Genomic DNA, 20,069 nt, shown 5'->3' with positions numbered 1-20,069 from the left:
GAGACATGAAGCTCGTGAGATTTGGGGAGGCAGGCAGTGAACGGCCAGGCCTGATGGATGGTGAGACCCTGCGCGACCTGTCCGGCGTGATCGACGACGTGACCGGCGACACATTGGATGACGACATGCTGGACCGGCTGCGCAGCATTGATCCAACGACCCTTCCGGCGGTCGAGGGCAACCCGCGCCTTGGCCCTTGCGTCGGTCATTTCGGCAAATTTCTGTGCATTGGTCTGAACTATTCGGATCATGCTGCCGAAACCGGAGCGGCCATTCCCGAACACCCGATCCTGTTTTTCAAGGCCAATTCGGCGGTTGTCGGTGCGTTTGATGACGTCGTGATGCCGCGCGGATCGACCCACACCGATTGGGAGGTCGAGCTGGGCGTCGTTATCGGCAAAGCGGCCAAATACGTCCCCAAAGAAGACGCGCTGGATTATGTGGCGGGCTATTGCGTGGTCAATGACGTGTCCGAGCGGCATTTCCAGACCCAGCTGACGGGTCAGTGGACCAAGGGCAAATCCTGCGACACCTTTGGCCCTACGGGTCCGTATCTTGTGACCCGTGATGAGGTGCCTGACCCGCAAAACCTCGCCATGTCTCTGGACGTGAATGGCAATCGGATGCAGACGGGCACCACCGCGACCATGATCTTTACCGTCGCTGAAATCATCGAACATCTGAGCGGTCTGATGACCCTGCATCCCGGTGACGTCATCACCACCGGGACGCCTCCTGGCGTGGGTATGGGGATGAAGCCGCCGACTTATTTGTCTGTGGGCGATGTGATGGAGGTGGAAATCGAGGGGTTGGGCCGCCAGCGCCAGGAAGTGAAGATGGATGCCTGATCTTTTGCAAATCGGTCCTCTTAACGGGAACACCATGCGCGACCGTCTGGCCGAGCATTTCACAATCCACAAGCTGAGCGAAAGCGCTTACCCCGCCGAAGCGATCACCCATATCGCCACCAACGGCCATGATGGTGTGCCTGCTGATGTGATGGCCGCCTGTCCTAACCTGAAAATGGTCAGTTGCTATGGTGTCGGCTATGACGCCATCGACACCAAGGCGGCCGCCGAGCGCGGTATTCTGGTCACCCACACCCCCGATGTGCTGAACGCCGAGGTCGCCAGCACCACCATCCTGCTGATGCTCGCCAGCTTTCGCAATTTCCTCGCGGACGAGGCCCATGCCCGTTCGGGTCGCTGGGAACAGGGTGGGGCGCCGCTGTCGCGGAGTGCGGACAATCGCCGCGTCGGCATCCTTGGGCTGGGGCGGATCGGGCAGGCGATTGCCGACAAGCTGGAGGCGTTCAACGCCGACATCCACTACCACACCCGTACCAAGAAGGATGTGCCTTACACCTACCATGCCAGTCTGACCGAGATGGCATCGGCGGTGGAGGTGCTGATCTGCATCACGCCGGGTGGCCCGTCGACCCACCGGATCGTCAATGCAGAGGTGATGAATGCGCTGGGGCCTGAAGGCACGTTGATCAACGTCTCGCGCGGGTCTGTCGTGGATGAAGCGGCCATGGTGCAGGCCCTGCAGGATGGGCGGTTGGGTTATGCCGCGCTGGATGTGTTCGAGGCGGAGCCGAAGATACCGGAGGCCCTCAAATCCATGTCCAATGTCGTGCTGTTGCCCCATGTGGGCTCGGCCACCCATGAAACCCGTGCCGCCATGGGCGCGCTGGTGGTGGACAACCTGATTGCTCATTTGCAGACCGGCAAGGTGCATACGCCAGTCCCGGAAACGGCGCATCTGAATGGCTGACATCACGGCCGTCACGGCGCGCCTGTTCGAGGTGCCTCTGGATGAAGTGTTGGTGGACGCCAGGCATGGCGACCACTTTCACTTTCATCTGGTGACGGCGACTGTGACCCTGTTGGATGGGCGCACGGGCACCGGTTATACCTATAATGGTGGGCGCGGCGGGCATGCGACGGCGGCGATGATCACCCATGATCTGGCCCCGTTCCTGATCGGGCAGGATGCCGAGAACGTCGAAGCCCTGACCGAGGCGATGGACTGGCATATGCATTATGTGGGCCGGGGCGGCATCCTCAGCTTTGCCCTGTCGGCGGTCGATATCGCACTGTGGGATGCGCGGCTGAAAGGGGCTGGGCAGTCGCTGTTGCACGCTGCGGGCGCTGCATCAGACTGCTGTCGCGCCTATGCGGGCGGGATCGATCTGGGCTTTGATCTGCCCAAGCTGCTGGACAGCGTGCGGGGCTATCTGGAGCGCGGCCATAACGCGGTCAAGATCAAAATCGGGCAACCTACCCAAGCCGAGGATGTGGAGCGCATCGCGGCGGTGCGTGCGCTGATTGGCCCGGATGTGACGTTTATGGTGGATGCCAATTATTCCATGACGGTCGATCAGGCCATCGCCATGGCCCGCGCCTTCAAACCCTATGACATCACGTGGTTCGAGGAACCGATCCTGCCGGATGCGTTTGAGGACTATGCCAAGATCCGCGCGGCCACGGGTGTGCCCGTAAGCCAAGGCGAAAACCTGCACACGATGCACGAATTTGCTCGTGCGATGCCGCATGTGGATTTCATCCAGCCTGATGCCTCCAACTGCCTCGGGATTACGGGCTGGTTGCAGGTCGCCAAGATGGCCGCCGAGGCGGGCGTGCCGGTGTGCAGCCATGGGATGCAGGAGCTGCACGTGTCGCTGGTGTCTTCGCAACCCCACGGCGGATGGCTCGAAGTGCACAGCTTTCCCATTGATCGCTGTACCAAGCGACCGCTGGTCATCCGCGACCACATGGCGGTTGCGCCGGATGTGCCGGGGATCGGGGTGGAATTTGACTGGGGACAACTGACCCCGCACGAAGTCACGCTGTAAATCGGGCGCGTCCCGGCGACGGAACGCGCCCTGATATCTGTCTTAGTTTTCCGGACCGAGGGCGTTCAGCCCCTTGAGGATGTCGATGGCATAGGCCAGCTGATAGTCCTCTTCGCGCAGGGCGGCGGCGGCTTCGGCCTTGGCGCGGTCCTCTTCGATCTGGCGGATCTCGTCATCGCTGAGCGAGTCGTTGTTCAGGCTGCCGCGCAGGTCCGCTTCGGAGCGTTGGCCGACAGCACTTGCGGGCTCGTCCTCTTCGCCGGTGTTGGGCGTGCGGCGCGGCTGTTCCACCACGATGTTCGGGCTGACACCCAGCGACTGGATCGAGCGGCCCGAGGGCGTGTAATAGCGCGCTGTGGTCAGGCGCATCGCGCCTTCACCGCGCAGCGGCATGACGGTCTGCACGGACCCTTTGCCAAAACTTTTGGTGCCGACGACAATCGCGCGGCGATGATCCTGCAGGGCACCGGCGACGATTTCAGAAGCCGAGGCAGAGCCACCGTTGATCAGCACCACAATCGGTTTGCCCATCGCCAGATCACCCGGCGTGGCGTTGAAGCGGTCGCCATCTTCGGGCTTGCGGCCACGGGTGGATACGATTTCGCCCTTTTCGAGGAAGGCGTCGGAGACGCGGATGGCTTGTGTCAACAGACCGCCGGGGTTGTTGCGCAGATCGAGGACAAAGCCGTCGACATTGTCCATTCCGCCGAGGTTTTCGACCTCTTCTTCGAGTTTGGAGATCAGGTTTGGCGTCGTCTTGTCGTTGAAAGTCGTGATGCGCAGCACCACGGTCTCGCCCTGGGTGCGGGCACGCACTGCTTGAAGCTCGATGGTGTCGCGCACAATCGGCACGTCGAACGGTTCGACCTCGCCCTCGCGCACCACGGTGATGATGATTTCGGAACCCACCGGCCCGCGCATGCGGTCGACGGCCTCGTCGAGGGAAAAGCCAAGCATCGATTCACCATCCACATGGGTGATGAAGTCGCCCGCCTCGATCCCGGCCTCGGCCGCTGGCGTGCCGTCGATGGGGGACACAACCTTGATGAACCCTTCTTCCTGGGTCACTTCGATGCCAAGACCGCCGAATTCACCGCGCGTCTGGACCTGCATCGCTGCCGCATCGTCGGGGGACAGATAGCTGGAATGTGGATCGAGCGAGGTGAGCATGCCGTCAATGGCCGCCTCGATCAGTTCGCCGGGTTCGACGTCTTCGACATATTGGCTGCGAATGCGCTCAAAGATGTCACCGAACAGGTCAAGCTGTTCATAGACGCTTGCGTTGGACTTGCTTTCTTGCGCCAGCAAAGGGCCAGCGATCTGCGTCGTAGCGATAGCCCCCGCCAATGTACCGCCCAGCGCGGCCATAACGAATTTTTTCATTCCCGTTTACCCATCCTTGTCAATGCTGAACCATGTTTGCGGGTCCAAAGGCACGTCATCTTGTCTAACTTCTATATAGAGCGTTTCCGAGCGGTCAGCGCCACCCCCTTCACCACGAGTTGACAACGCATCTGCATCGTCTTGCTCAGGAAGGCCGCTCATCAGGCCCAAAGGGGTGCCTGCTGCGATGATTTGACCCGCCTCGCCGTAGCTGACGCCCATGCCCGCCAGCACAAGCAGCGTGCTGGGGCGCGGTTCGAGAATCGTCACCGATCCGAAATCAAGGAGTGGTCCCACATAGCGCAACGTGGCCGCTGTCGGTGCGGTGACCAAGGCGCCGGGCCGTGTGGCCAGCAGAATGCCCGGGCGCGTGACGCCCGCGGCATCCGGTTCACCCGCGCGGCGCAGGACAAGCCCGCGCACCGGCAGCGGCAGGGATCCGATCTGATCCTCGATATCCGGCGGAGACCAGCCCGCGTCATCCGCTGCAATCTCGGCAAGCCCGCTGGAAAACGCATCGAGCGTCTCGGACGAGTCGATCAGGATCGCGGTGCGCACCGGGTCCTGCGTAAAGCGCTGCGGCAGGTCGGTGCGGTTGGCCATCGCCTGATTGAGTTCCGCCCGGGCGGACTGCACTTCGCTGAGGCCCAATTGCAGTTGCTGCGCGGCCTGTTCCTGCAGCAGGCGCAAGCCTTCGACGTCACCGAGATCGCTGCGCAACCGTTCGGCCCGCTGGTTCAGCGCCGGGGTGAGTTCGGCCAGCAGCATCCCGGCCCGTGCAGTTCCGTTTGGCCCGTCCGGATGCAGGAAAGCGGTGGGCGCCTCTCCGGGGGTCAGGGTTTGCAGCACGGCCAGCAATTGCGCGATTTCGGCGTCGCGGGATTCGAGTTGGCCGCGCAGTTGTGCCTCGCGGATCGAGGCCCTGCGCAGGCCTGCGCGCATCGCCGACAACCCGGCCTCGTAGGCCTGAACGGTCTGGGTCAGGGCGCGCACCCGGTCGCGGGCGCTTTTGGCCTCGTCCAGTTGGATGGACGCGGTTTCCAGCAGTTGACCGGCAGCGCGTGCCAGATCGCCCGCATCGTCCTGGGCGGATGCGGGATGTGCCAGCAGGCAAAGGGCAAGAACAGCGAGGCGTCTCATGCAATCAGGCTTTGTCCTGTCATCTCTTCGGGTTGATCCAGCCCCATTAGCTGCAAGAGCGTTGGCGCCAGATCCGCCAGACGTCCGGCATTCAACTCACCCTCGGCCCCGATCAGTGCCACCGGGACAAGGTTGGTTGTGTGGGCCGTGTGCGGTGCACCGGTATCGGGGTCGATCATCACTTCGCAATTGCCGTGATCCGCTGTCAGGATCATCGCCCCGCCCGCCGCCTTGAGCACGGGCAGGACGCGGGCCAGCCCCTGATCCACCGCCTCGCAGGCGGCGATGGCTGCGTCCAGATCACCGGTATGCCCGACCATGTCGGGGTTGGCGTAGTTCACCACGATCAGATCATAACCCGCCTCGATGGCCTCGATGAACCGGTCGGTGACTTCGACTGAGGACATCTCGGGCTGCAGATCATAGGTCGCCACATTGGGGGATTTGGGCATGGCCCGCTCTTCGCCGGTTTCGGGTTTCTCTTCACCGCCGTTGAGGAAAAAGGTGACGTGCGGGTATTTTTCCGTTTCGGCCAGCCGGAACTGGCGCAGGCCGGCCTTGGCAACCCATGCGCCCAGCGTGTTCACGATCTCGGGCTTGGGATAGACGGTTGTCATGTAGACGCTGTGCGCTTCGGAATAATCGGCCATGCCCAGGAGGCCTGCCCAATCGGGGCGCCCCTCAGGGTCAAACGCGTCAAAGCCCGGATCGCCAAGGGCCGCCATGATCTCGCGGGCCCGGTCCGCGCGGAAGTTGAGGCAGAACAGGCCATCCCCGTCCTTGGCCCCCTTGTAGCCATCCATCACCGTGGCCGGGATGAATTCATCTGTTTTTTCATTGGCATAGGCTGCCTCGATCGCGACCTGTGCGCTTTCCCTGATGGTGCCGTCGGCGCGGGCCATGGCGGCAAAGGCGGTTTCGACCCGGTCCCAGCGGTTGTCCCGGTCCATCGCGAAATAGCGGCCCGTGACGGTGACGATACGCGCGCCCTTGGGCAGCGCGTCATTGAGGGTTGCGAGGTAGTCGAGCGCGGATTTCGGGGCCACGTCGCGCCCGTCGGTGATCGCGTGGATCAGCACGTTCAGACCCGCATCCGTGCAGGCCTTGGCCGCCGCGACCATGTGGGTGAGGTGCCCGTGCACCCCGCCGTCCGAGATCACGCCCATCAGATGCGCCCGCCCGCCTGCCGCCTTGATGGCAGCGATCCAGTCCGTCAGCCGTTCGTTGTGGAAAAAGCTGCCATCCTCGATCGCCAGATCAATCTGGCCGAGGTCCATCGCCACCACCCGGCCTGCGCCGATATTGGTGTGGCCGACTTCGGAATTGCCCATCTGGCCACGGGGCAGACCGACATCCGGGCCGTGGGTGATCAGGGTCGCGTTCGGGCAGGCCGCCATGATGTCATCATAGGTCGGCGTGTTGGCAAGCGCAGGCGCATTGCCGGTCGTCTCTTCTCGCAGGCCCCAGCCATCCAGAATGCACAGAACGACGGGTTTGGGGGGTGCCATATGCTCAACGACCTCTGATTGCTCTTTCGCCAGACTTCTAACCTGCGCAATCAGGCTTGGGAAGAACGCTTGCCCACATGAGGCAGGTGTTTACAGTTTGCCTGTATCAAGGAGGCCGAAGATGAGCGAACACATGCTGGTGCACCTGAACGTGGTGCGCCCGGTCGGCCCGTTTACCGCGGATCACCCGAATGCGCAGTATTTCTTTGGCCAGCTGCCAAAGGTGTTTGCGCAGGCCAAGCTGGATGGCGACATGTTCTGGCACAATCACGGTGCGCGCGGCGTGGACGGGCGGTATCTGGAGATGACGGATATCCTGGCGCAGCGGACGCAAGCGACCGAGGAGAACCTGCATATCATGACGATGGCCGGGTGGCGCGATCTGGCCGCGATGCAGCGTTTTGCCTATCGCGAGCCGCTGCATGCCGAGGGCATTCGCAAGCTCAAGGGCTGGGTGGATCGGTCAGAAGGACCGACGCTGGCGCTGTGGTGGGCGCCCCGGGGTGCGCGGGTGTCGCTGGAGGAAGCATGGGATCGACTCGCGCGATTGCGGCGTGACGGTCCGTCTGATGCGGTGTTTACGCCCCGTACGGCGGTTGGGGCGCCGGTGTAGGTGTGAAATCGGTACGTTTTTGGCCCGGCGAGTGGGTCGTCGGTTGAGTCGAGCAACGGTGTTGAGATCCATTTGCTGAGTGGTGATATAGCTAAAGTCAGCAAAGAGCCCGAAGTTACCGATGCTGCGTCGTGCACCAAAGACTGGGTACCACCCTGAAGGTGCCTTGCTTATCGAGCGTCCAAAGACGGGCCTACACCTTGGTGAATTCCATTCGGTAGACCACTTTCTCGCCTGTCACTGGGTCGATGCCTGGAGCGCCGCTAATCACAAGGCGATCCCCCCTTAACTTGAACGGACGTGATACATCGCCAGCCCATTTTGGGTTCCACGCACCGTCTACATGGTGAACCACACGATCCTCCTCGAGCGTGTAGGACGCGACGTAAGCGAGCATGTCATCGAACATCTGCGCCTTCTGTTCTTTAGACCAGTCTTCGTTGCCCGGAGCGGACCGATCTCGGCGAAAGACCGTTGCCATCATTCTCCCATCAGCATGATATGCAATGTAGCCGATTGGTGCTGGCCCCAAGGCGTCGGTAGTTTCTCCTGTCTCGACCGACGTGCGTGTCCAGGCGTCCATCTTCCATGAACCGATCAATGCACTTGCGTCTGCCATGGCACCTCCAGAGAGCGATTTTCCGCATCCATGGTACAATTCGCAAACACTTTGCGACAAGGGGCCCTGCAAACACCTGTCTGAAGCCAAGGCTGGCTTCTATTGCGGTCCGCATTCTTAACGCAATGGCGTGTTCCGAAATGGCAGCTTCGTCCCGCTCAGCCGACCTTTGTATGCATTTTGGGAACCCAAAACCGCCTTGACCCGCGCACCAACGTGAACCGGGCCAGCGGCAGCCCGTGGGATGGCGATCCGACTTGGCCGCTACTGCGCTTTATGGCTGCCAAGTTCATCTTCCTGATCAGCGTTGTGCGACGGGAACCATATCGCCATCCCGTCATGCCAAAGGCATGCCGACCTGTTATTGGCGCACCTGCAGTGCGACGGGACGGGCTGGTCCCTCCCGGCAGATTTGGCTAAAGCCAAACCGCCTGCCGGGCATTGGATCGCCCGGCGCCTTCGGCTTGAGTCCGGGCTGGGTGGTGTGGTGTTCTAACGGCTGCTTCATCCCGCGCCACCCGACACTCGCAAAACTCCCCCGTCCAGCGCGGCAATACCGGACGATAAACGGTTCCTGCGCCTCAATCCGGATTGCTGCGGGTAAAGCTGATCCGGGACAGGTCCGGTGCGCGGGCTTTGGTGGTCAGAACCTTCACCTCTGCGGACCCCGGTGTCAGGACATGGCGCAGCAGGGCCACGGGGTGCGCGCGTAAGGTCAGGCGGGTCGAGACATAGTCCTCCACCACCTCCTCGCCCAAAGTCATCTCGGGCAGCAGGGCCGTGGGTTCATCCACGACCTCACCATCAATGTCGCGTGCAAAGAGCGGCAGGGCAGGCCCCGGCGCCAGTGCCTTGGCCTCCCATAGGGCCTCGCGGCGGCTGATCCCCACGCTGCCAAAGGCATCAGCCTCGGCCAACCGCACCAGCACCTGCGGGCCAAGCCCGGCGCGCCGCCACACGTCGCGCACCGACTGGTAGCCGTTGCCGCGCGCGGCGGTGATCCATGTGGCGTCCTCTTCGCTCAGCCCCTTGATCTGGCGAAAGCCGAGACGCAGGGCCAGCCCGCCCTGCCCGTCCGGTTCCATCACATTGTCCCAGAAGCTGGCGTTGATGCAGATGGGCCGCACGGTGACCCCGTGTTCGCGCGCATCCCGCACGATCTGGGCCGGGGCATAGAACCCCATCGGCTGGGAGTTGAGCAGCGCGCAGGCAAAGATGCCCGGATGGTGGCATTTGATCCAGCTTGAGGCATAGACCAGCAAGGCAAAGCTGGCCGCGTGGCTTTCGGGAAAGCCGTAAGATCCAAACCCCTCGATCTGGGAAAAGCAGCGCATCGCGAAATCGTCCTCATAACCGTTTTGCCGCATGCCACGCAGGAACAGGGCGCGGAATTCGCTGACGCTGCCGTGTTTCTTGAAGGTTGCCAGTGAGCGGCGCAGCCGGTCCGCCTGATCGGGGGTAAAGTTCGCGCCCACGATGGCGATCTGCATCGCCTGTTCCTGAAACAGCGGCACACCCAGCGTCTTGCCCAGCACCGCGCCAAGTTCGTCTGAGGGAAAGGACACCTCCTCTTCTCCGTTGCGGCGGCGGATGTAGGGATGCACCATGTCGCCCTGAATGGGGCCGGGCCGGATGATCGCGACCTCGATCACCAGATCGTAGAAACAGCGCGGGCGCATGCGCGGCAGAAAGTTCATCTGTGCGCGTGATTCCACCTGAAACACGCCGATGCTGTCGGCTGCGCAGAGCATATCGTAAACGCGGGGGTCCTCGGGCGGCAGGGTGGCGAGGGTGTAGTCGCGCTGATGGTGCATTTTCAGCAAATCGAACGCCTTGCGGATGCAGGTCAGCATCCCCAGCGAAAGCACGTCGATCTTGAGGATGCCAAGGCTGTCGATATCGTCCTTGTCCCAGCAGATGACCGTGCGGTCCTCCATCGTGGCGTTTTCGATGGGGACAAGCTCGTCCAGCCGCCCTTCGGTGATGATAAAGCCGCCCACGTGTTGGGAGAGGTGCCGGGGAAAGCCGTTGATCTCGTAGACCAGTTCGATCGTCTGGCGCAGGCGCTTGTCGCGGAAATCGAGGCCGATTTCGGCCATGCGCGCCGCCTCCAGCCCCTTGGTCGAGAAGAATCCCCAAAGCTGCGAGGACAGGGCGGAAATCGTGTCTTCGGAGAGGCCCATGGCGCGGCCCACCTCGCGGATCGCGCGTTTGCCCCGGTAGTGGACGACCGTGGCGCACAGGCCCGCACGGTGGCGGCCATAGGTTTCATAGATGTGCTGGATCACTTCCTCGCGCCGCTCATGTTCGAAATCGACGTCGATATCTGGGGGTTCGTCGCGCGCCTCGCTGACGAAACGCTCAAACACCATCGTGCCCATTTCGGGAGAGACGGAGGTGACCCCGAGGCAGTAGCACACCACTGAATTGGCCGCCGATCCACGCCCCTGGCACAGGATGTTGCGCGACCGGGCGAAGTGGACGATGTCGCGCACGGTCAGGAAGTAGGGTTCGTAGTTCAGCTTGCCGATCAGGGTCAGTTCGTGGCGCAGCAGGGTTTGTGCCTTTTCCGGCGCCCCTGCGGGGTAGCGCCATTTCAGCCCCTCATAGGCCAGCCGTTCCAGCCGTTGGGATGGCGTTTCGTTTTCGCTGATTTCGGAGGGGTATTCGTAGCGCAATTGATCGAGCGAGAAATCGAGGCTTTGGGCAAGAGCGCCTGTGCGCTCCACCGCGCCCTCGTGCCCGGCAAAGAGGCGATACATGTCGCTTTCGCTGCGCAACCGCCCCTCGCCATGGGCCAGCGCGTTGCGCCCCAGCTGGTCGACGCGGGTTTTCAGGCGTACGGCGGTGACCACGTCGGCCAGCTTGCGCCGGGTGCCGTGATGCATCCGCGGTGCGGCCGAGGCCAGCGTGGGCAGGCCGAGGTCGCGCGCCTGATCCGCGATCTGATCAAAGCGGGCAGTGTCGCGTCCGTCATATTGCGGCACCATCAGCACATGGATGTTTCCGTCAAAGCGGCGCGTCAGCCGTTGCGCCGTTTGCACCCACGTGCCCGCGCCGCCCGTCACCGTTTGCGCCTGTGGCCAGAGCAGAAGGCACAGCCCGTCGGCAAAGGCCTCGAGATCGGCAAGCTGGATGTCGCATTGCCCTTTTTCCGCCCTGAGCCTGCCGCGCGAGATGATCCGGCAGAGCGAGCGCCAGCCTGCCCGATTGCGCGGCAGCACGGTGATGGGGGTGGCATCGCTGAACACCAGCCGCGCTGCTGGGATCAGGCGCGGCACCGTGGTGAGGGGGACGGAGGGCGGTGCGGGGATGTGATCGGGTCGCGGCGGGCCGATCAGGCCGGTGATCGCGTCGAACTCCTGTCGTTCGCGCACGCTGCGCGCAATTGCCTTGGCTTGGGTATGCGCCCGCACGATACCCGCCACCGAATTGTCATCGGCGATGGCCAACGCCTCCATCCCCAGGAGCGCCGCGCGACTCATGTATTCCTCGGGGTGGGACGCCCCGGTGAGGAAGGTGAAATTGGACGTGGCGGACAGTTCGATGAACATATGTGGCAGATTCGGCTGTGGCAGAGGGTCACTATATTCCCGTTTTGTTCTCATTTGAAGTGTCAGAGGGACTCTGCCCCGCGCGCGGTGCGCGCCCCCGGGATTTTTTGAAATCAGAGAAGGGGGAGGGTTGCGCAGGTTTCGGGTCGTCTGCGTGTGGTTGAAAGAGCTATTCCAAGAGCGAAAGAGGAGAGTTGTCATGCCCGTATTTTCTGCCCTGTCCACCGAGGTCGCCACCGCCTATCGCACTGGTGGCCTCGACGCTTTTGGCAACCCGCCCGAACGCAAGATCAGCGATGGTGGTGCAAACCCCTGCCGTCATTGCCTGCGCGACATTCCCGAAGGGGCCGAGATGCTGGTGCTGGCCCACAAGCCTTTTGCCGGCACACACCCTTATGCCGAGGTTGGGCCCATATTCCTATGTGCGGATGCGTGTTCGCGCGGAGGCGGTGACGTGTTGCCCGAGATTCTGACCACCTCGCCCGACTATCTGATCAAAGGCTATTCGTCGGAAGATCGCATCGTCTATGGCACCGGCGTCGTCAGCCCGACACCAGAGCTGGAAGACCGGCTGGATGCCATTTTCGCAAACCCGGACGTCGCCTATATCCATGTCCGGTCCGCGCGCAACAACTGCTATCAGGCGCGGGTGGATCGCAGCGCTTAGGGACTTGCCTGCCTGAGTGCCTTGGCCCATAACCAAGTGCGCAGACGCGCCACATCCAAGGACCGTGCCCATGACCATCGACGCCCCCGAGACCAAGACTGTCGACACGCACCGCATTGCCTGCGATGGCGGTGAAGGGGCGCTGGGGCACCCGCGCGTCTGGTTGCAGATTCCGGAAGACACCGGTTGGGTCGAGTGCCCCTATTGCGACTGCAAATACGTGCTGCGCGACGACGAAGGTGCCGCCTGATCCTTTGGATCAAACGCGGTGGTCTGGCTTTTGCCGGTCTTGTTGCCGCCTATCTCATCGCTGCCGTCCTGGGGGGTCTGATCGCCCGGACTGATCCGTTGACGGCATCCGGCGACACCCGCGATATCGTGTTGGTCAACGGACCGATCCACTATGACATTCTGATCCCCATCGATATTGCGCGCCGCGACATGGGATGGCTTGCCGCACATGGCGTCGCCCTTGACAACCCTGATGTGCACTGGCTGCTGGTCGGTTGGGGTGCGCGGGACTTTTATACGACCACCGGCACCTATGCGGACGTGTCTGCACGCGCGATCTGGCGCGGGCTGACCGGCGACAGCGCGGTGATGCGCATCAGTGTTGCCGGCGCGGTGGGCAGTGAGTGGCGGCATGTCGGCCTTGATCCGGCGCAGATGGCCCGCCTGACCGCCGCCATCTCGGGCAGCTTTGCACAAGGGGCCGCGACCCGGCCCCTTGATCACCCTGGTTTTTCCGAATTCGACCGCTTCTTTCCCGCGACGGGGCGGTTTCATCTGTTCAACACCTGCAACGTGTGGGTGGGGCAGATGATGCGGGATGCAGGCCTGCAGTTTGGTTTTTGGACGCCGACGCCTTATGCGGTCAGCCTGTCATACTGGCGGTTCCATGGTGGCTGACTGCTGAAACCTGCGCCAAATGAAAAATGGTGCGCGCCGCAAGGCGCTCAATCGGATCACGTCTGGCCCCCCGCACCGAGCCGTGGCAAAAGAGCCGGGCACAGAAAGTTCGGAGCGGCGCATATGGCACTTCAATTTGGCAAGGGATGTCACCTGCATCTGATCGACGGATCGGCATTCATCTTTCGCGCCTATCACGCATTGCCCCCGCTCACCCGCAAGTCCGACGGGCTGCCCATCGGGGCGGTCAGCGGGTTCTGCAACATGCTGTACAAATATGTCGAGGGAAACACCGGCCCCGATGCCCCCACCCATGTGGCCGTGATCTTTGATAAGGGCAGCCACACGTTTCGCAACGACATGTATGACCTGTACAAGGCCAACCGCGAGGCCATGCCCGAGGACCTGCGCCCGCAGATCCCACTGACCCGTCAGGCGACGGAGGCCTTCAACATCGCCTGCAAGGAAAAAGAGGGCTACGAGGCCGACGACATCATCGCCACCCTCGCCGTGCAGGCCCGTGCCGCCGGTGGGCGTTGCACCATCATCTCTTCGGACAAGGACCTGATGCAACTGGTCGGCGACGGGGTCGAGATGCTGGATGCGATGAAGAACAAGACCATCGACCGCGAGGGCGTGTTCGAAAAGTTCGGGGTCTACCCCGAACGTGTGGTCGACGTGCAGGCGCTGGCAGGTGACAGCGTGGACAACGTGCCCGGCGCGCCGGGGATCGGGGTCAAGACTGCGGCCCTTCTCATCAACGAATATGGCGATTTGGATGCGCTGCTGGAGCGTGCAGGCGAGATCAAGCAGCCCAAGCGCCGCGAGACCCTGATCGAGAATGCCGATCAGATCAGGCTGTCGCGCAGGCTGGTCTTGCTGGATGAGAACACGCCGCTCGACTTTACCATTGATGATCTTGAGGTGCGCGACCCGCATCCTGACCAGCTGATGCCGTTCCTTGCCGAGATGGAGTTCCGCACACTGACCAAGCGGATCGCCAACCAGCTTGGCGTGGAAGAGCCCGAGATCAAGGAACCCACCGCGCCGGAGGCCAGCGATGCGCCCGAAGCTCCTGGTTTTGACGATGCGACCTATGAACATGTGCAGGACGCCGCAGCGCTGCAAACATGGATCGACCTGATCTACGAGCGTGGCTATGTGGCCGTGGACACAGAAACCACGGGCCTGAATGAAATGACGGCCGATCTGGTCGGGATCTCGCTGGCCGTGAACGCTGGGCACGCTTGTTACATTCCGCTGATCCACAAGCAGGGTGGGGATGATCTGTTCGGCTCTGACGCGCTGTCCGAGGGGCAGATGCCGCTGGAACAGGCGCTTGAGATGCTCAAACCCGTGCTTGAGGACGACAGCATCCTCAAGATCGGGCAAAACATGAAATACGATGCCAAGATCTTTGCCCAGATCGGTATCAATGTGGCCCCGATCGATGACACCATGTTGATGAGCTATGCGATGCATGGCGGGCTGCACAATCACGGCATGGATACCCTGTCTGAACGTTATCTCGGCCACACACCGATCCCGATCAAGCCGCTGCTTGGGTCTGGCAAGTCGGCCAAGACCTTTGATCAGGTGCCTATCGAGGAAGCGGTGAAATACGCATCAGAAGATGCGGACATCACCCTGCGTCTCTGGCAGCAGTTCAAGCCGCAACTGCACCGCGCGCAGGTCACAAAGGTCTATGAAACCCTCGAACGGCCCATGGTGCCCGTGTTGGCCACGATGGAGCGGTCGGGCATCAAGGTCGACCGCGATACGCTGTCGCGCATGTCCAATGCCTTTGCGCAAAAGATGGCGGGGCTGGAGGATGAAATCTATGAGCTGGTGGGGCGCAAGTTCAACGTCGGCTCCCCCAAGCAGTTGGGCGAAATCCTGTTTGACGAGATGGGGATCGAAGGCGGCAAGAAGGGCAAGACCGGGGCCTATGCCACCGGTGCTGACGTACTCGAAGACCTCGCGACCGAGCACGAACTGCCTCGTCGCATCCTGGACTGGCGACAGCTCAGCAAGCTGAAATCGACCTATACGGACGCGCTGCAGGATCACATCAACGCCGATACGGGGCGGGTGCATACCTCCTATTCCATTGCCGGCGCTTCGACAGGCCGCCTCGCCTCGACCGATCCGAACCTGCAGAACATCCCGATCCGCACCGAGGAAGGGCGGCGCATCCGCGAGGCCTTTGTCGCGGAGGAGGGCAAGACGCTGGTGGCGCTCGACTATTCACAGATCGAACTGCGCATTCTGGCCCATATCGCCAAGATTCCAGAGCTCAAGCAGGCCTTTGATGATGGCATCGACATCCACGCGCTGACCGCGTCGGAAATGTTTGACGTCCCGCTGGAAGACATGACGCCCGACATCCGCCGTCAGGCCAAGGCGATCAACTTTGGCGTCATCTACGGCATTTCCGGCTTTGGCCTTGCACGCAACCTGCGCATTCCGCGGGCGGAGGCGCAGGGATTTATCGACCGCTATTTCGAACGCTTCCCCGGCATCCGCACCTATATGGACGACACCAAGGCGTTTGCGAAGGAACATGGCTATGTGCAGACGCTGTTTGGCCGTCGCATCCACACGCCCAATATCGGGGCCAAGGGGCCGCATGCTGGCTTTGCCGCACGGGCCGCGATCAACGCGCCCATTCAGGGCACTGCGGCCGACGTGATCCGCCGCGCCATGATCCGCATGCCGGATGCGATCAGGGACATTCCTGCTGCCATGTTGTTGCAGGTGCATGATGAATTACTGTTTGAAGTGGAGGACGGCGCTGTGGACGATCTGATCGCTGCTGCCCGCGCCGTGATGGAAGGTGCCGCCGACCCGGTGGTGCATCTGGACGTCAATCTGACGGTGGATGCAGGACAAGGGCAGAACTGGGCGGAGGCGCATTAGGACCAAGCCAAGGAGGCCGACGATGACAATGATGCCATCACCTGACGATCTGGATTTCCGAGCCCGTTTTGAGGCCGGAGAGGTTGCCCCGGAGGAGTTCAACCACCGTGCGCACCTGCGCCTTGCCTATGTCTATCTGAGCGAGGCCAGCGTGGATATCGCGATGGACCGGATGCGAACCGCGTTGATGGGGTTCCTGAAACGCAACGGCGTGCCCCCGGGCAAGTATCACGAAACGCTTACCCGGTCGTGGCTGTTGGCCGTGCGCTACTTCATGGACAAGGCGGTGCATGCACAGTCCTTTGACAGTTTTCTGCGCCGGGACGACCGGTTGCTTGATACCCGGATCATGCTGACGCACTACCGCAAGGACACGCTCTTTTCCGACGCGGCGCGCGCCGCCTTTGTCGCGCCGGATTTGCAAGCGATTCCGCCAGTAACATGATTGCCAACTGGCCCGAATTGCGCGCCTTTGCCCTGTCGCTGGGCTTGCCCCGTGTCGAGATCGCCGAAAGCTGGGGCAACGAAATCCTCAAGGCCCATGGCAAGATGTGGACATGGTGGTCGCCTTATGTCGATGCGGCCATCTTCAAAGGCTCCATCGACGAACGCGAGATGCTGATGGCTGCGGACCCGGACACGTTCATCCTGCATCCGCACTATGCCAAATTTGGCAACATTCTTGTTGCCGCCGGGCGGATCGACCCCGGTTGGGCCGAGGCCCGCCTGTGCAACTCATGGCGCAGCATGGCGCCCAAGCGGTTCCTGAAGGAATGGGACGCATCCCAAAATGACGGATGAACAGGTCGAAGTGAAATCCCGCTCCGCATTGCGCGCGTGGCTGGCGGACAATCACGCCACCGCCACCTCGGTCTGGCTGGTGGTCTACAAAAAGTCCTCGCCGCATTACCTGCCCTGGGGCGACGCGATCGAAGAGTTGCTGTGCTGGGGCTGGATCGACAGCGTCACCCGCCGCGTCGATGACGTCCGTTCGTCCTATCGTATTTCGCCGCGCAACCCGAATTCTGCATGGTCCGCCGTCAACAAGGCCAAAGTCAAAGCAGCCCGCGCCTCCGGGGCGATGACCCCGGCAGGCGAGGCGCTGATCGCCGCGGCCAAGGCCAACGGCATGTGGCAGTTTCTCGACGATGTCGAACGGCTTGAGGCACCGCCTGACCTGACGGACGCGCTGGCGGACGCGCAGGTGCAGACGGTCTGGGTCGATTATCCGCGTTCGGTCAAGCGCGGCACACTCGAATGGATCAAGACGGCCAAGACCGCTCCCACACGTGCCAAACGGATCGCCGATGTCGTGAAATCTGCGCAAGACGGCCAGCGCCCGTCGCCCTTCCGCCGCTAATCCTTGATCGTGATCGCGGCCACCATGCGCCGGGCAATCGGGGCGGCAAGTGTCGCCACGGGAAAGGCCACGCACCAACTGGGCAACCAGGCCCCTATCCAGCGAAAGAAGAACCCATCGACCATGCCAACGGCCAGAAAGGTCGACAGCCCCGACACCATAAAGGACATCATCCCGCTCAGAAAAAGGCTGTAAGCGATATGGGCGTAACGTGTCGGGATCATCTGGGCGACCTTGTGCTGAACTGCGGCAGACCTAGCAATAGTGCCAAAATCTGAAAAGTGCGTCACCGCACACTATATTCTCATCCAGTCCAGACCAGTCTCAGTCCGGCCCTGCGGCGTGTATTCCGCGCTGACCCATCCGTCATAACCGCTGGCATCTATGGCCGCGAACAATGCCTTGAAATCGATCTGCCCGGTGCCGGGTGGTGACCGGTCCGGCGCGTCCCCGATCTGGATATGGCGGATCAGAGGGCGCATGGCCTCAAACGTGCCCAGCGCATCGCCGGTGATGACCTGCGCATGATAGCTGTCATATTGCAGCGCTACATTGGGGGCATCCACGGCCGCGATGATCTCGGCGGCGAGGTCAAAACTGGACAGAAAGTACCCGGGTTGCGCCAGTGCGTTCAAAGGTTCGAGTGTCAGGCATAACCCGTCAGGCAGGTTGTCTGCGGCCCGTTTCAGGTTGGCGATCATCGTCTCCTTGGCCATTGGCCCGTCGGCCACGCCGCTCATCGTGTGGATGAACCGGGCCCCCAGCGCCTGTGCATAGCGCACAGCGCGGCGCATGTCGTAATCAAACCGCGCCTCGCCACCGGGGATTGCCGCAAAACCACGCGCCCCGCCCGTATAATTCGGCCCCGGCGCGTTCAGCAGCACCATCTCCAGTCCGTTGCGCTGCAGCGCTTTTTGCGTTTCGGGCGCGGGTGCGTCGTAGGGAAACAGCACTTCGACCGCCTCAAAGCCCGCTTCGGCGGCCGCGTCAAAGCGGTCGAGATAGGGCAGTTCGGCCCAGAGATGGGTCAGGTTGGCGGCGAATTTGGGCATCCGCGTCAGGCTAGCGTGCGCAGCACCGGAGTTCTATCAAAAGGTCTCGACCCACGGGCGCAGCGTCAACTCGTTCGACCAGGCCGACCGGTGCTGGTCGATTAGTTGCACATAGGCCGCCGCGATGGCGTCCGGGTCGAGCATTCTGTCGCTGCCATCATCGGTGCGCTCGGCGCGGGCCGCGTTCGAAATCCCGCCGTCGATATTGACCCAGGCCACATGGATACCCTTGGGATGCAATTCGCGCGCCATGGATTGGGCAAGGCCCCGCTGCGCAAATTTGCCCATGGCAAAGGAGGCCGATTGCGCAAATCCTTTGACCCCCGCAGAAGCGCCGGTGAACAGGATCGTGCCGCGTTTGCCGTCCTGTTCGGTCTGCGCCTGCATCACCCGCGTCGCCGCACGGCCCATCAGGAAGGCCCCGAAGGCCGTGATTTCGATGGCGCGGCGGACCTCTTCGGGGTCCAGCTCGGCCACCGGCCCACGGCTGCGGGCCGAGGGGTTGTAGATCGCCACATCCAACCGACCGTCCAACGTGTCAAACAAGGCATCCATCGCATCCGGATTGCTGCCGTCCAGTGCGACGGTGCGCGCCTCTGTCTCGGCGGCAAGCGCTGCCAGCTTGTCCGTGTTGCGCGCGCCTAAAACGACGCGGTTGCCGCGCGCATGCAGTTGCCGCGCGAGGGATGCGGACAGGCCAGACCCCGCGCCAATGATCAATGCTGTTCCCTTGTCCACCTCATGCCCTCCGGTTCAATGCGTTGTAGGGCGGAGGACACCTCCGCCTCACGGTCAGACTGTGCGCCTCTATGCGGGTTTGCCAAGCTGTGTTCCCGCACAGCCCCCTGTGCGATGGCCCGTAAGGCGGACGTGTCGTGCGCCCGGTTCAGGGCAGTTCGGCTGACGGGATCACGCCAAAGAACCGGCCACCCGACCACACCCCAAACCAGTCGCCCTCATGCACGCACAGATCCACCAGCCGGAAAAAGCTCTTGCGGTCGATCAACGCCTCGAGATCGGCGCGGATCAGGATGTAAGGAGACGGCTCGCCGGTTTCGGGGTCCCGCTCGACCCGTATGGGGTGGTCTGCGCCGGCAACAGCTGTGTCGCCCACATGGGTGGTAAAGGTCAGCACCTGATCCTTGCCCGTCCCATCAGGTTCGAAATCAATCGCCACAAATGGGGCGTCATCCACGGTGATCCCCACCTTCTCGACCGGGGTCACGAGGAAGTATTTCCCGTCTTCCCGCTTGAGAATCGATGAGAATAATTTGACCAAACCGGGCCGCCCGATGGGGGTGCCCTGGTAAAACCACGTCCCGTCCCGCGCGATCCGCATGTCCAGATCACCGCAAAATGGCGGATTCCACAGGTGAACGGGCGGCAAACCGCGTGTTTTTACGGCGGAGATCGACGCAACCAGCCCTTCGGCGTCAGGTGTCACAGTTTTTTGTCCACTCATATCTTTTGCCATTCCATCCCGAGGCA

Annotated in this window: 20 protein-coding genes; 11 read left to right on the top strand and 9 right to left on the bottom strand. The window is 62.2% G+C overall.

All coding sequences use genetic code 11. The features are described from left to right. Positions 1-5 precede the first annotated feature (5 nt). From Q1A89_RS13535 to Q1A89_RS13525, 3 genes are read left to right on the top strand one after another with little or no spacing between them, the layout of a single operon-like run. Positions 6-848 carry a fumarylacetoacetate hydrolase family protein gene (locus Q1A89_RS13535; protein WP_299728970.1) on the top strand — a complete coding sequence of 281 codons (843 nt, stop codon included), beginning with the start codon at positions 6-8 and terminating at the stop codon, positions 846-848. Between the two features lie 34 nt (positions 849-882). Next, positions 883-1,776, top strand: a complete 894-nt coding sequence (locus Q1A89_RS13530; RefSeq protein WP_299728967.1) for a 2-hydroxyacid dehydrogenase — start codon at positions 883-885, stop codon at positions 1,774-1,776. After that, a complete protein-coding gene (locus tag Q1A89_RS13525) occupies positions 1,769-2,857 on the top strand; it encodes a mandelate racemase/muconate lactonizing enzyme family protein (RefSeq protein WP_299728964.1) in 1,089 nt (362 codons plus the stop codon). The genes Q1A89_RS13530 and Q1A89_RS13525 overlap by 8 nt, the downstream gene beginning before the upstream one ends. 42 nt (positions 2,858-2,899) lie before the next feature. On the opposite strand, the gene Q1A89_RS13520 is transcribed toward Q1A89_RS13525, so the two are convergent. From Q1A89_RS13520 to gpmI, 3 genes are read right to left on the bottom strand one after another with little or no spacing between them, the layout of a single operon-like run. Continuing rightward, positions 2,900-4,240 carry a S41 family peptidase gene (locus Q1A89_RS13520; protein ID WP_299728961.1) on the bottom strand — a complete coding sequence of 447 codons (1,341 nt, stop codon included), beginning with the start codon at positions 4,238-4,240 and terminating at the stop codon, positions 2,900-2,902. A gap of 6 nt (positions 4,241-4,246) precedes the next feature. Next, entirely contained in the window at positions 4,247-5,380 is a 1,134-nt protein-coding gene (locus Q1A89_RS13515) for a peptidase M23 (protein ID WP_299728959.1), read from the bottom strand. After that, positions 5,377-6,888: a 2,3-bisphosphoglycerate-independent phosphoglycerate mutase gene (gene gpmI / locus Q1A89_RS13510; RefSeq protein ID WP_299728957.1), complete on the bottom strand. Its 1,512-nt coding sequence runs from the start codon at positions 6,886-6,888 to the stop codon at positions 5,377-5,379. The genes Q1A89_RS13515 and gpmI overlap by 4 nt, the downstream gene beginning before the upstream one ends. 121 nt (positions 6,889-7,009) lie before the next feature. Between gpmI and Q1A89_RS13505 the strand changes: the two genes are divergently transcribed. Next, a complete protein-coding gene (locus Q1A89_RS13505; RefSeq protein WP_299728954.1) occupies positions 7,010-7,501 on the top strand; it encodes a DUF3291 domain-containing protein in 492 nt (163 codons plus the stop codon). Between the two features lie 193 nt (positions 7,502-7,694). Here the strand turns inward: Q1A89_RS13505 and Q1A89_RS13500 are convergent, their stop codons facing one another. Both Q1A89_RS13500 and Q1A89_RS13495 read right to left on the bottom strand, forming a co-directional pair. Beyond that, entirely contained in the window at positions 7,695-8,120 is a 426-nt protein-coding gene (locus tag Q1A89_RS13500; RefSeq protein ID WP_299728951.1) for a lipocalin-like domain-containing protein, read from the bottom strand. Between the two features lie 581 nt (positions 8,121-8,701). After that, on the bottom strand, positions 8,702-11,674 hold the full coding sequence (locus Q1A89_RS13495; protein WP_299728948.1) for an error-prone DNA polymerase: 2,973 nt from the start codon (positions 11,672-11,674) through the stop codon (positions 8,702-8,704). Between the two features lie 199 nt (positions 11,675-11,873). Here Q1A89_RS13495 and Q1A89_RS13490 point away from each other — a divergent pair, with 199 nt between their 5' ends. The 7 genes from Q1A89_RS13490 (at position 11,874) to Q1A89_RS13460 (ending at position 17,529) form a co-directional block, all read left to right on the top strand. Continuing rightward, positions 11,874-12,341 carry a DUF1203 domain-containing protein gene (locus Q1A89_RS13490; RefSeq protein WP_299728945.1) on the top strand — a complete coding sequence of 156 codons (468 nt, stop codon included), beginning with the start codon at positions 11,874-11,876 and terminating at the stop codon, positions 12,339-12,341. A gap of 70 nt (positions 12,342-12,411) precedes the next feature. Beyond that, positions 12,412-12,591, top strand: coding sequence for a zinc-finger domain-containing protein (locus Q1A89_RS13485; protein WP_299728942.1), 180 nt, complete (start codon positions 12,412-12,414; stop codon positions 12,589-12,591). Positions 12,592-12,689: 98 nt separating this feature from the next. Then, the gene (locus Q1A89_RS13480) at positions 12,690-13,250 is read left to right on the top strand and encodes a DUF2459 domain-containing protein (RefSeq protein WP_299728939.1); all 561 of its coding nucleotides are present in this window, start codon (positions 12,690-12,692) and stop codon (positions 13,248-13,250) included. 123 nt (positions 13,251-13,373) lie between these two features. Further along, positions 13,374-16,169: a DNA polymerase I gene (gene polA, locus Q1A89_RS13475; protein ID WP_299728936.1), complete on the top strand. Its 2,796-nt coding sequence runs from the start codon at positions 13,374-13,376 to the stop codon at positions 16,167-16,169. Between the two features lie 22 nt (positions 16,170-16,191). Then, positions 16,192-16,614, top strand: a complete 423-nt coding sequence (locus tag Q1A89_RS13470; protein ID WP_299728934.1) for a hypothetical protein — start codon at positions 16,192-16,194, stop codon at positions 16,612-16,614. Continuing rightward, complete coding sequence (locus Q1A89_RS13465) at positions 16,611-16,970, top strand: MmcQ/YjbR family DNA-binding protein (protein ID WP_299728932.1); 360 nt, start codon at positions 16,611-16,613, stop codon at positions 16,968-16,970. The genes Q1A89_RS13470 and Q1A89_RS13465 overlap by 4 nt, the downstream gene beginning before the upstream one ends. Then, entirely contained in the window at positions 16,960-17,529 is a 570-nt protein-coding gene (locus tag Q1A89_RS13460) for a YdeI/OmpD-associated family protein (protein WP_299728930.1), read from the top strand. Before Q1A89_RS13465 ends, Q1A89_RS13460 begins: the two co-directional genes overlap by 11 nt. On the opposite strand, the gene Q1A89_RS13455 is transcribed toward Q1A89_RS13460, so the two are convergent. From Q1A89_RS13455 to Q1A89_RS13440, 4 genes are all read right to left on the bottom strand, one after another. Next, positions 17,526-17,753: a DUF2798 domain-containing protein gene (locus Q1A89_RS13455; protein ID WP_299728928.1), complete on the bottom strand. Its 228-nt coding sequence runs from the start codon at positions 17,751-17,753 to the stop codon at positions 17,526-17,528. The genes Q1A89_RS13460 and Q1A89_RS13455 overlap by 4 nt on opposite strands. Positions 17,754-17,825: 72 nt before the next feature. Then, the gene (locus Q1A89_RS13450; protein ID WP_299728926.1) at positions 17,826-18,581 is read right to left on the bottom strand and encodes a TIM barrel protein; all 756 of its coding nucleotides are present in this window, start codon (positions 18,579-18,581) and stop codon (positions 17,826-17,828) included. A 36-nt stretch (positions 18,582-18,617) separates the two neighbouring features. Further along, entirely contained in the window at positions 18,618-19,319 is a 702-nt protein-coding gene (locus tag Q1A89_RS13445) for an SDR family NAD(P)-dependent oxidoreductase (protein ID WP_299728924.1), read from the bottom strand. Positions 19,320-19,467: 148 nt separating this feature from the next. Continuing rightward, positions 19,468-20,043, bottom strand: coding sequence for a DUF1285 domain-containing protein (locus Q1A89_RS13440; protein ID WP_299728922.1), 576 nt, complete (start codon positions 20,041-20,043; stop codon positions 19,468-19,470). Between the last annotated feature and the right edge of the window lie 26 nt (positions 20,044-20,069).

Origin of the sequence: uncultured Tateyamaria sp. (genome assembly GCF_947503045.1) — a bacterium.
Lineage (GTDB): Bacteria > Pseudomonadota > Alphaproteobacteria > Rhodobacterales > Rhodobacteraceae > Tateyamaria.
Note: the sequence above shows the minus strand (reverse complement) of the source record. Positions and strands in the feature narration are given on the sequence as shown.